Genomic DNA, 12,783 nt, shown 5'->3' on the forward strand with positions numbered 1-12,783 from the left:
ATGGAATTTAGCGCAGCACAAATTGCACAAATTATTGGTGGTTCTGTTGAAGGTAATGCCGCTACAACTGTATCATCATTCGGTAAAATTGAAGAAGCCGTTGCAGGCCAATTAGCATTTTTAGCTAATCCCAAATATGAAGAATACCTGTACAATACCAAAGCTTCCGTCATAATCATTAATGATACACAAGTTTTAAAAGAACCTATACAGGCTACACTTATTAAAGTTGCTGATGCTTACTCAGCTTTTGCTGCTTTATTAGAGCAATACCAAAAAATGCAATCGCAGCAAATGGTGGGCATTCAAGAGCCCGTATATATTGACCCTACCGCAAAAAAGGGAACCGATATTTTTATTGGAGCCTTTGCATATATTGGTCAAAATGCTCAAATTGGTAACAATACAAAAATTTATCCCAACGCATTTATTGGTAACAATGTTAGTATTGGTAATAACACCATTATACACCCCGGCGTAAAAATTTACCACGATTGTGTTATAGGAAACAATGTAGTTATACATGCAGGCACTGTAATTGGTGGCGATGGTTTTGGTTTTGCCCCTCAAGCAGATGGTAGCTTTAAAAAAGTACCACAAACTGGCAACGTTATTATTGAGGATAATGTTGAAATAGGTAGCAATGCTACTATTGACAGGGCAACTATTGGTAGTACCATCATAAAATCAGGCGCTAAACTCGATAATCTTTTACAAATTGCCCACAATGTTGAAGTGGGTAACAACAGTGTTATTGCAGCCCAAACAGGAGTAAGCGGTAGCACAAAAATTGGTAATAATGTTATGATTGGCGGACAAGTAGGTATTGTAGGCCACATACAAATTGCTGATGGTACAAAAATAAATGCACAAAGCGGTGTAAGTAAATCCATAAAAACACCCAACAGCGCTGTAACAGGTTCACCTGCTTTTGATTATACTGCTGCACTTCGTAGCCAAGCATTAAGTCGTAATTTACCTGAAATGGAAAAACGCATAAAAGCGCTTGAAAATGAAATTAAATTGTTGATGCAAAAATTAATTTAACACTTATCTACGTTGCTTTAAGGTATTTTTGGGTGATTTTTAACAACAATAACCCTTTTTCATTTGCGTATTCATAAGTACCTTTTTTTATTATTATTTTTCGTTTATCCGTTAATGGCTAGTGCTCAATTGGTTACGTTGAGTGGGATGGTGCAAGATGCATTTACTAAAGAGCCCGTAAATTTTGCTTCGGTTTCATTTGCATTGGCTGGTAATGGTAAAGTGGCTGATAGTGCAGGTAATTTTTCATTTTACTTAAAACCAGGCACTGTTGATACTTTAATGGTAAGCTATGTAGGCTACCAAACATTTAAAGAGCCTATTAGCATGCTCAATGGCGATGCACAAATTATTATCTCCTTACAAAGAGGCACTTCCAACGAAGTTGTAATAAAATCAAAAATTAATAAAGGGCTGTTTTTGTGGCGCAAAATTATGAGCAAAAAAAAGTTATACAACCGCTATAACCAAACCAATTTTGCATACGAAGCTTACAATAAACTTGAAATTGATTTTAAAAACTTTAAAGCAGATAAACTCAAAAAGAATTTTATTTTAAAACCTTTTTCATTCATATTTGATAATATCGACAGTACTTCAGAAAAAGAACCATTTCTTCCATTTTTTTTAGTGGAAAGCATCAGCGATTATGCGTTTCAAAAAAACACCAAAAAGTATTTTGAAAACATAAAAGCCACCAACATAAAAGGCATTAATAACGAAAGTATTTCGAAAATGTTGGGGGTAATGAACCAAAACGTAAACGTGTACGGCAACTACATCAACGTAATGGATAAAGATTTTGTGAGCCCCTTTAATGATCGTGCCGATGATTTTTACAACTTCTCAGTACCTGATACGCAAATTTTAAATGGCAAAAAGATTTTGCATTTTGTATTTAGGCCAAAACATCCGGGCCAAAACACATTTGAAGGCGATGCAATGGTATTTGCTGGCACTTACCAAATTCAAAAAATTGGTTTAAACTTAGGTAAAGATGCTAATGTAAATTTTGTTGACAGGGTAGGTATTTTTCAAGAGTTTATACCAATTAACGATTCTGTATATTTTATTAGCAGGGATAAGTTTTTCGCTGATTTTAAAATACTCGGCAAACAATCACTCACTATGATTGGTCGTAAAACAACTTCTTACAAAAACATTATCATCAATAGCGACTCCATCACCAATTTATTTAAAGCGCAAAATATTGAAGAGCTGGTCACTACGGCAAAAGGTGTTAATAATTTTTCTGATTCGAGCTGGCAAAATTTTAGGCATGATAGTTTATCTACCAACGAAAAAGCCATTTATGCTACTGTTGATAAACTCAATAGCATGCCCACTTTTAAAAAGTTTCAAAAACGTATAAAATTTTTAACTACCGGCTATACCAATGATGGTAATGTAGTGTTTGGCCCTTGGTTTAATTGGGTAAGTGCCAACCAATATGAAGGCACTCGTTTGCGGTTCGATTTAGGTACCAACCCTGGTTTTCATAAAAAAATTTACATACATACGTATTTAGCTTACGGCACTAAAGATAAACAGTTTAAAGGCCAAGCAGAGGCGTATTGGAACATTACTAAAACACCCAACCGCTTTAGGTTACATGCATCGTACTCAAAAGATATTGACAATGGTATTAGCCAAATTGGCGAAGTAAGTCAAGACAATGTTTTTTCATTAGCCATCAGAAAACCTAACATTACTCGAAAATTTATTCGTTTACAAGATGTACGTTTCGAAATTTTGAAAGACTTTGGCAAAGGGTTTTCAACTGAGTTATTTTTCATACATAAACAATATGATCCCCTACTTAATTTACCAGCGCTAAAAACCGTTAATGGCACCACACTTATTAATTTTGAAACCGCTTTAAAACTCCGTTTTGCTTACCTCGAACAGTATTTAGAAGGTGATTATTTCAGGTATTCATTGGGTAGTAAGTACCCAATTATTGAAGCAACTTTTTCAAAAGGTATGGCTGGTGTTGGTAACAGTGCTTATAACTATCACCGTGTATCAGTAAACATAAAAGATAATATCAAAATTTCACCTTACGGCTCCGTTTCATATAAAATTTTTGCTGGCAAGGTTGATGGTACGCTCCCATATGTGTTTTTAGAAAACCACCCTGGCAACGATATTTATTATTACAATGGCAACGCCTTTAATTTAATGACCCGTTTTGAATACCTCAGTGATCGTTATGCAGGGCTCAATGTAGAACACCATGTTGGTGCAGGTTTATTTAGGTTTACTAACATTACTCGTAAACTAAAATGGCGTCAATTCTGGACAGGCAAAGCCTTGTGGGGTTCATTAAGCAACGATAATTTAAAACTTAACAATACCGTAGGCACTTTTAAAACGCTCAACAATAAAACATATATGGAGTTGGGCACTGGTATTGATAACATCTTCAAAGTTTTTAGAGTTGATTTTATTTGGCGTTTAACAGCCAATGAACGCCCTATTCAAAAAGTAAGTCACTTTGGTGTATTTGGTAGTTTTCAGCTACAATTTTAATGCACAGCATTTTGTAATAACAGTATTTTGTTGTTAATTGATTTTATAAGCCCCAATATTTAAAATATATTTGCACAAAAGCATAAAGGCATGGATATCAACTTCAACGAAAACAAACAACACACATTACAAGCACCCGTAACAATATCGGGTACTGGTTTACATAGTGGTATTCATGCTGATATGGTACTGAACCCTGCCCCACCCAATTTTGGTTTTCAATTTAAACGTACTGATTTAGGCTGTAGTGCACCCATTAAAGCAGATTGCGATTTGGTTACAGATACAAGCCGTGGTACCACTTTAGAAAAAGGTGAGGTTAAAATTTCAACCGTTGAACATATTTTAGCAGCGTTGGTTGGTATGGGTATTGATAATTGTTTAATTGAAGTAAGTGGCCCCGAAATACCAATTATTGATGGTAGCAGCATGCCGTTTACCAATTTAATTGAAGCTACAGGTGTGGTGGAACAAGATGCTGAAAAAGTTTGGTACGAATTAGATGAACCTATTTCATTTTACGACGAAGCTAAAAATGCAGAGTTTACAGCCGTTCCTGCTAACGATTATAGAATTACAACACTTATTGATTTTAATTCGCCTGTGTTAGGTACACAACATGCCGATTTAAAACGCCTTAAAGATTTTCAAAAAGAAATTGCCCCTTGTAGAACATTTTGTTTTTTACATGAATTAGAAGCATTACTAGATAACAATTTAATTAAAGGTGGCGACATCAATAATGCCATTGTAGTAGTTGATAAACCTATTACACCCGAAGAAATGCAACGCCTAGCCAAAGCCTTTGGAAAAGATAATATTGATGTTCAAAAAGAAGGCTACCTTAATAATTTAGAACTGCGTTTTAATAACGAACCGGCTCGTCATAAATTATTAGATGTAGTGGGTGATTTAGCCCTGAGTGGTTACCCCATGAAGGCGCATATTATGGCTAACAGACCCGGCCATAGCAGTAACGTAGGCTTAGCAAAAGTATTAAAGGCACATTTTAAAAAGCATAGCAAAAATGTAAATGTACCGGCTTACGATCCAAGTGCTCCTGCATTAATTCCTTTGGAAGAAATTGAAAAAATACTACCGCACCGTTATCCGTTTTTGTTAGTTGATAAGATTATACGTATCAACGAAAAAGAAGTGATTGGTATTAAAAATGTAACCTTCAACGAATATTTTTTTCAAGGGCATTTCCCCGGCAACCCTATTATGCCCGGTGTTTTACAGGTAGAAGCATTGGCGCAAACAGGTGGTATTTTATGCATAAAATCAATGCCCGAGGGGCAATATGATACCTACTTTTTAAAAGTTGACAACTGTAAGTTCAAAGTAAAAGTTGTGCCTGGCGATACCATGATTTTAAAGATGGAACTGATGGAACCTATTAGAAGAGGTATTTGTACTATGAAGGGCAGCGTTTATGTAGGCAATAAGCTATGTACAGAAGGTGAATTTACCGCTCAAATAGTAAGAAGGGTTTAATTTAGTATGAATAAATATTTTTATATTCATTTATAAATAATATCTTAACTAAAAGTAATTAAAGCAAATCAACAATAAAACTCAACCAACAAATAATGGTTGTTTAAAATTTAATATAACCAATGATTCATCCACATACATACATACACCCCAATGCTAAATTAGCTACCAACGTAAAAGTTGATCCATTCAGCGTTATACACCCTAACGTTGAAATTGGTGAAGGCACGTGGATAGGCAGTAACGTAACCATTATGGATGGTGCTCGTATTGGTAAAAATTGTAGAATTTTTCCGGGGGCTGTAATATCTGCCATACCGCAAGATTTAAAGTATAGTGGAGAAGATACCACTGTTGAAATAGGTGACAATACAACCATTAGAGAGTTTGTAACCATTAACCGTGGTAGTAAAGCCAACTGGACCACCAAAGTGGGCACCAACTGTTTAATTATGGCTTATTGCCATATTGCACATGATTGTATAATTGGCAACAACTGCATTATGAGCAATAACACCCAGTTAGCTGGTCATGTAGAGTTAGGCGATTTTGCTATTTTAGGTGGTATGTGTGCCGTACACCAATTTGTAAAAATTGGGCAACACTGTATTATAAGCGGTGGCTCATTAATACGTAAAGATGTACCTCCTTTCATTAAAGCAGGTAACGAACCTATAAGCTATGCAGGTGTTAACTCTGTTGGTTTAAAAAGAAGAGGGTTTTCATTAGAAAGCATCAACGAAATTTTAAACATCTACCGCATCATCTACAACAAAGGGTTAAACACTACACAGGCACTCAATTATATTGAAGAAGAAGTACCTGCAACCAATGAAAGAGATGAAATTGTAACCTTTATTAGAGAAAGTGGCAGGGGTATTATTAAGCGTCAAATAAAAGGCGCTGTTTCTGAAGATTAATTGCATTGAATATAACATTACAAAATACAGGCAAAAGGTATAATAGAGAATGGATTTTTAGAAAGTTCAATTATACCTTTTTGCAAGGTAACAGTTATGCTATTACAGGGGCCAATGGTTCAGGCAAATCAACATTACTACAAATAATTGCAGGTGCTACGTTACATAGCGAAGGTACCATTACAAGAAAACCTGCAGCAGCTGCCAATAATTACAACGAAGAAACATCTTACCAGCAAATAGCCATTGTAGCGCCTTATTTAGATGTGGTGGAAGAGATGACCGCCATTGAATTTTTACAATTCCATCAAAATTTTAAACCGTTGGTGGCTACTATAAGCGATATATTAAATACAGTAGGGCTCAGCAAAGCAGGCCATAAAGAAATAAGGTATTTTAGTAGCGGTATGAAACAACGTTTAAAGTTAGCACAAGCGTTTTTCAGTGATACAACCACGTTGTTGTTAGATGAACCTACTACCAATTTAGATGAAGCTGGCGTTGCTATATACAAACAGCTTTGGCAACAATATACACACAATCGTTTAGTAGTGGTAAGTAGCAACGACCCTCAAGAGTATGAAAACTGTACGGCTGTAATTTCAATAAGTGATTATAAATAAATGAAACTAAAATACAATGTAACCCCAGGTAATTTTGTCGCTGTAATGATGATTACTTTATCTGTTATTTTAAAAATAGATAGTAATAATCCTAATGATTTAATTGCTGCAGGTTATTTACTTTACACTGCAATTGTAATGCTATTGTTAGACTTTTTTTTACAATGGATCATCATTGACAATAAAAGAGTATGGCTCATTGAAGGGATTGCATTGCTAATACTATTTTCACTTTCTTTATTTCATTAAATAAGCTTACCTCCTACTTGCTATCAATAAATTTAAATCAGTATACTTTAAATTAAAACGTTCACTTAAATGAAAATTAGTGAGGGCGCCTTTAAACATATAAATACCGCTACGTATATTTATTTTATACCAAATAATATTATCTACGCCACCATCTTCAGCAGTTTCTAATAATAAAGGCATCAGTACGTTACTAATGGCTTGCGATGCAGTTCGTGCAAAACCACTTGGTATATTGGGTACACAATAATGTATTACATCATACTTAGTAAAAGTGGGCGCTGCATGGGTGGTAACTTGGCTGGTTTCAAAACAACCGCCATGGTCAATACTTACATCAACAATTACACTACCTGGTCGCATATTGCTCACCATTTGTTCTGTAACCACCATTGGTGTTCTACCACCATCGTTGCTTAAAGCGCCAACAGCTACATCACAAGTTTTTAATTGCTTGGCCAAAATTTTTGGTTCTAAAACGGAGGTCCACATACGACCGCCAATATTATTTTGCAGGCGTTTTAATCTGTAAATACTATTGTCAAATATTTTTACACTAGCTCCCATTGCTAATGCCGTTCGAGCTGCATATTCACCCACAATACCAGCGCCCATTATAATTACTTTTGTGGGTGGTATGCCACTAATACCACCAACCAATACACCTTTTCCGTTATTGGCATTGCTGAGGTATTGCCCAGCAATAAGCATAACAGCTGAACCAGCAATTTCACTCATGCTGCGTACAATAGGGTTATGACCACTATCGTCTTTTAAATTTTCAAAACTAAGTGCTGTAATTTTTTTGAGCATCATCTTCATTAAAATATCCCTTTTCATTTCGGCTAAATGAATGGGTGAAATGATGTATTGGTTCATTTTAAGTAATTCGCATTCCTCTTCACTTACAGGTGCACTTTTTACTAAAATATCAGCTTCAAAAACTTGTTTTTTATCGTATACAATTTTGGCGCCTGCCTCACTATAATCTTTATCAGTATAATTAGCACCAATACCTGCGTTGGTTTCCACCCACACATCATGCCCATTGGCCACAATTACACTCACTGCATCTGGCGTTAGTGCAATCCTATTTTCGTTAAAAGAATCTTCTTTGGGTATGCCTATAAAAAGTTGATCTTTCTTAGGTTTTACATCCAACGTTTCTTCTAAGGTTTCGTAGCTGAGCGATGGTGATACAAAAGGTTTGGTAGTGGCCATTGAATAAATTCTTTTTTACAAATTACAATTTTATTTGCAGCAGGCGTTCATTATTTCCTTTAGAGGTGATATACACATGCACCGCATCATCAGGCAATAATTGTGGTGTTATAGTTGGCCACTCCACCAAACATAAATCACCACTATACAAACAATCCTCAACTCCTGCACCAATGGCTTCTTGCACTGATTTTAATCTGTATAAATCAAGGTGATACAAAGTGGTTTGTTGTGCCGTTGTATAGGTATTGATGATGGAAAAAGTAGGGCTACTCACGGCTTCTTTCACCCTTAGCACTTCACCAATTGCATGTACCAAAGTAGTTTTACCGGCACCCATTTCGCCATGTAAAGCAATTACTTTGCGTTGGCCAATTTGCTGCAACAAGGTGGTTGCGGCTGTTTGAATTGTATCGAGTGTAAAAGTTACATCCATGTTGCAAATATAAATTGGTTAATTAGTATTTGGTTAACCATAAAGCAAGATAATTTTGCAACATGCAAACTACTGAATGGAAAGTTGAAGGCATGACGTGTAGCAACTGTGCACTCAGCATTACCAACTATTTAAAAAAAGAAGGATTGAATAATGTAGCCGTAAATGCAATTACTGGCGAAGTAAGTTTTGCTGATGCTTTGGATATTGAAAAAATTAAAAAAGGTATTCAACAATTGGGCTATAAGGTGGTTGATGAAAACGCCGTTACCATCACTCCCTCAAAAACAAATTTTCTACATAACAATAAACAACGTTTTTTATTTACACTACCCGTTACCGTGGTATTGATGTTGCACATGCTACCCCTACATATGCACTGGCTCATGAACCCTTGGGTGCAGGCCATTATTTGTTTACCAGTGTTTGTTGTAGGCATGTATTATTTTGGCAAAAGTGCTTACAAAAGTTTGTTACATGGTAGCCCAAATATGAATGTACTAATTACGGTGGGTGCCATAGCATCGTTTGGTTACAGTATGGTTGGTGCTATATTGAATTTAGGGGAACATTATTTATTTTTTGAAACAACGGCATCCATCATCACCTTAGTATTTTTTGGTAATTATTTAGAAGAAGCTGCTATCCAGTCAACCCAAAAAGCGGTAAAATCATTAACAGCTACACAAAAAGTAATGGCCAATATGATTGCTTTTGATGACCAACATCAAGAACAAATTTTTCCGATAGAAAATAAATATTTAAAAAATGGCGATTTAGTACTCATTAAAAATGGTGAACAAGTGCCAGCCGATTGTAAAATTTTATGGGGCGATTGTAGTGTAAACGAAGCCATTATTACTGGTGAATTTGAGCCTATAACCAAACAAAAAAAAGATACATTGATTGGCGGCAGCACCGTGGTAAATGGTTTGGTAAAAGCCATTGTAACTGCAGCTGGTAAAGATACTGTGCTTGCCAATATTATTCATTTGGTGCAACAAGCCCAAGCTGAAAAACCACCCTTACAAAAATTAGCTGATCGTATTAGTGCAGTGTTTGTGCCTGTGGTACTCGGGTTTGCTTTACTCACATTTATAATCAATTATTTTTTGTTTGATGTAAGTAGTGCACAAGCTATGTTAAGGGGTATTGCAGTTTTAGTAATATCATGCCCTTGTGCCATGGGTTTAGCCACACCTGCTGCTATTGCTGTTGGTTTAGGTAGGGCTGCAAAATTGGGTATATTATTTAAAAATGCATCCGCATTAGAAACCTTTAAAAAAATAAAGCAAGTAGTGTTTGATAAAACAGGCACACTTACCACTGGCAAGTTTACTGTAACCGAATACCAAAGTGATGTAGATGATATTACATTTAAAAAAATGGTGTACTCACTCGAAAAATTTTCAAACCACCCTATTGCGAAAGCCATAACCGAACAATGGAAAACGAACGACTTTATTACTTGGCAAAAAATAGAAGAAATAAAAGGTGTTGGTATGGTAGCCACTGACCACGAAGGCAATATATACAAAGTAGGTTCACATAAAATATTACCTAGCATACCAACAAGTGAACATAATTTATATGTAATAAAAAATGATATTTTAATTGGCTGGATTAACCTTGCAGATGAAATAAGACCAGAAGCTGCCTCCGTAATCAATTGGTTGCATCAACAGCAAATAAAAACTATTTTATTAAGTGGTGATAGTACCATTAAATGTGCACAAGTAGCACAAATATTAGGGATTGATGAAGTGTATGCATCAAAAACTCCATCAGAAAAATTAGCCATCATCACTTCATTAAATGCTGCTGCACCTACTGCAATGGTGGGTGATGGTATTAATGATGCACCTGCACTGGCCAAAGCATCATTGGGTATTTCATTAAGTGATGCTGCACAAATTGCAATACAAAGTGCTGATGTTATTTTAATGAACCAAGGCTTAAAAAATTTACCCATGGCTTTGGGCTTAGGCAAACACACTTACCGTACTATTAAACAAAATTTATTTTGGGCCTTCATCTACAACATTGTAGCATTACCTATTGCTGCGTTCGGCTTATTAACACCCACCTTAGCTGCATTAGCCATGGGTTTTAGTGATATTGTGCTGGCCATTAATTCAGTAAAACTTTATGTAAAAAAAGTTACTGATTAATAAAACTTGATATTTTTTTGTGAAGGAAACATCATCATTAAAGCACTAACTTTAAGCCTCACATGGATGCAACTGCTACACTAGAAAAATATTGGGGATACAAAACATTTCGTCCGTTACAGGCCGATATTATTGCTGCAGTGTTAGCACAACATGATACCTTGGCTTTATTACCTACAGGCGGCGGTAAATCAATTTGTTTTCAAGTGCCAGCAATGATGATAGAAGGGATTTGTTTAGTGGTGAGTCCACTCATTGCTTTAATAAAAGACCAAGTTGAAAACTTAAAAAAGAAAGGTATAGGTGCATTAGCAATTTATGCAGGCATGCATTATAACGAAGTAAAACAAACATTGCAAAATGCAGCACATGGCAATTACAAATTTTTATACGTATCACCAGAACGTTTAGAAACCAAATTGTTTTTGGAATATTTACCTGCAATTAAACCCAGTTTATTAGTGGTTGATGAAGCACATTGCATATCACAATGGGGTTTCGATTTTAGGCCATCATACATGCGTATTGCCAATTTACGTAATGAACTACCCAACGTTCCGGTTATTGCTTTAACAGCATCAGCCACAACAAAAGTGCAAGATGATATTTGTACAAATTTATTATTTCAACCTTCCTTCAAAAAATTTCAACAATCATTTGTAAGACCCAATTTATCGTACAGCGTTTTTAAACCTACGGCCAAAGAAGCCAAAGTGGTTGATATATTAAATAAAGTAAAAGGCGCTGCCATTGTGTATTGCAAAAGCCGTAAACAAACTACTGTAGTGGCTAATTTGCTCAAAGCCAATAATATTAATGCTGATTTTTACCATGCAGGTTTAAGCAACGAACAACGCAACCTCAAACAACAAAATTGGGTAAATAATATCACCACCGTCATTGTTTGCACCAATGCATTTGGTATGGGTATTGATAAGCCCGATGTAAGAGTGGTAGTACATTATGATGTACCTGATTGTTTAGAAAATTATTATCAAGAAGCTGGCAGAGCAGGTAGAGATGAAAAAAGAGCTTACGCTGTGTTATTATACAATGCAAAAGAAGCTACGGATTTAATATCAAATATTGAAAACCGATATCCATCTCCCGAAAAATTAAAAGCACTTTATATGGCCGTTATGAACCATCTACAAATTGCTGCAGGTGGTGGAGAAGGTGAAAGCCATGACTTTGATATTGCTGTGTTTGCAAAAAATTTCAAGTTCAATATTTTAGAAGCTACTTATGGTTTACAAGCATTGGCGCAAGATGGTTTTTTTACACTTGCTGAATCAATGTTTAAACAATCAACGGTTGTATTCACCGTTTCAAAAAATGATTTGCAAGCTTTTGAGCAACTCTACCCTTCATTAGAGCCTACTATAAAAGGGTTGCTCCGCTCTTACGAAGGTGTATTTGATTACCCAGCACAAATCAATGAAACATTGTTAGCTAAATTTTTAAAATTAGATGTTGCAACAGTAATTACGCATATACGACAGTTACACCAACACGGTATTTTACAATATAAACCAGCCGCTGAAAAGCCTCAAATTGTACTTTTAAAAAACAGGATGTATACAGATGCTTTTCAGATAGATGTAACAGCCCACCTGCTCCGTAAAAAAGAAGCACTCAAAAGAGCCGTTGCTATGGAACAATATGTAAGCAACCAAACCTTATGTAGAAGTAGCATCATTGCCCAATATTTTGGCGATACCCAAGCCACCAAATGTGGTATTTGTGATAATTGTATCAATAATACCGACGCTACTTTACCACCCGATCAATTCAACGAAGTTTGTAATAAAATAACAATAATGTTGCAACAACAACCTTTACCATTGCAACAGTTAATGAAACAACTAAAACCATTAAGGCAACGTTCTGTTTGGTTGGTTATACAATACTTAATTACAGAAGAAATAATTGAACAGAACAATAAAAATTTATTGCAAATTAAAAAGTAACAGGCAAAAAAAAGGGACCAAGATAGATATCTAGTCCCGCTTTAAAATCCAATATCCTATGAAAAACCGATGTGAAGATACATCGATATACTACTTCTACCAAGCATTTTTACAATT

Annotated in this window: 10 protein-coding genes; 8 read left to right on the forward strand and 2 right to left on the reverse strand. The window is 35.5% G+C overall.

Features of this window, described 5'->3' with window-relative positions; genetic code table 11:
* From lpxD to ACFOWM_RS06895, 6 genes are all read left to right on the forward strand, one after another.
* Positions 1-1,047 carry a UDP-3-O-(3-hydroxymyristoyl)glucosamine N-acyltransferase gene (gene lpxD, locus ACFOWM_RS06870; RefSeq protein ID WP_379708157.1) on the forward strand — a complete coding sequence of 349 codons (1,047 nt, stop codon included), beginning with the start codon at positions 1-3 and terminating at the stop codon, positions 1,045-1,047.
* Between the two features lie 63 nt (positions 1,048-1,110).
* On the forward strand, positions 1,111-3,579 hold the full coding sequence (locus ACFOWM_RS06875; protein WP_379708159.1) for a DUF5686 family protein: 2,469 nt from the start codon (positions 1,111-1,113) through the stop codon (positions 3,577-3,579).
* 90 nt (positions 3,580-3,669) lie between these two features.
* Positions 3,670-5,076, forward strand: a complete 1,407-nt coding sequence (locus ACFOWM_RS06880) for a bifunctional UDP-3-O-[3-hydroxymyristoyl] N-acetylglucosamine deacetylase/3-hydroxyacyl-ACP dehydratase (protein WP_379708161.1) — start codon at positions 3,670-3,672, stop codon at positions 5,074-5,076.
* A 122-nt stretch (positions 5,077-5,198) separates the two neighbouring features.
* Positions 5,199-5,996 (forward strand): acyl-ACP--UDP-N-acetylglucosamine O-acyltransferase, encoded by a 798-nt coding sequence (gene lpxA, locus ACFOWM_RS06885; RefSeq protein WP_379708163.1) that lies wholly within the window; start codon positions 5,199-5,201, stop codon positions 5,994-5,996.
* Between the two features lie 5 nt (positions 5,997-6,001).
* On the forward strand, positions 6,002-6,619 hold the full coding sequence (locus ACFOWM_RS06890; protein WP_379708165.1) for an ABC transporter ATP-binding protein: 618 nt from the start codon (positions 6,002-6,004) through the stop codon (positions 6,617-6,619).
* Positions 6,620-6,868, forward strand: a complete 249-nt coding sequence (locus ACFOWM_RS06895; RefSeq protein WP_379708167.1) for a hypothetical protein — start codon at positions 6,620-6,622, stop codon at positions 6,866-6,868.
* A 6-nt stretch (positions 6,869-6,874) separates the two neighbouring features.
* Here the strand turns inward: ACFOWM_RS06895 and ACFOWM_RS06900 are convergent, their stop codons facing one another.
* Together ACFOWM_RS06900 and tsaE are read right to left on the reverse strand one after the other, a co-directional pair.
* Positions 6,875-8,089: an alanine dehydrogenase gene (locus ACFOWM_RS06900; RefSeq protein ID WP_379708169.1), complete on the reverse strand. Its 1,215-nt coding sequence runs from the start codon at positions 8,087-8,089 to the stop codon at positions 6,875-6,877.
* Positions 8,090-8,111: 22 nt separating this feature from the next.
* On the reverse strand, positions 8,112-8,525 hold the full coding sequence (gene tsaE, locus ACFOWM_RS06905; RefSeq protein ID WP_379708171.1) for a tRNA (adenosine(37)-N6)-threonylcarbamoyltransferase complex ATPase subunit type 1 TsaE: 414 nt from the start codon (positions 8,523-8,525) through the stop codon (positions 8,112-8,114).
* Between the two features lie 62 nt (positions 8,526-8,587).
* On the opposite strand from tsaE, the gene ACFOWM_RS06910 reads away from it, so the two are divergent.
* Complete coding sequence (locus tag ACFOWM_RS06910) at positions 8,588-10,696, forward strand: heavy metal translocating P-type ATPase (RefSeq protein ID WP_379708173.1); 2,109 nt, start codon at positions 8,588-8,590, stop codon at positions 10,694-10,696.
* A 62-nt stretch (positions 10,697-10,758) separates the two neighbouring features.
* Positions 10,759-12,666, forward strand: coding sequence for a RecQ family ATP-dependent DNA helicase (locus ACFOWM_RS06915; RefSeq protein WP_379708175.1), 1,908 nt, complete (start codon positions 10,759-10,761; stop codon positions 12,664-12,666).
* The last annotated feature ends 117 nt before the right edge of the window (positions 12,667-12,783 follow it).

Origin of the sequence: Ferruginibacter yonginensis, assembly GCF_042651465.1 — a bacterium.
Taxonomy (GTDB): Bacteria; Bacteroidota; Bacteroidia; order Chitinophagales; family Chitinophagaceae; genus Ferruginibacter; species Ferruginibacter yonginensis.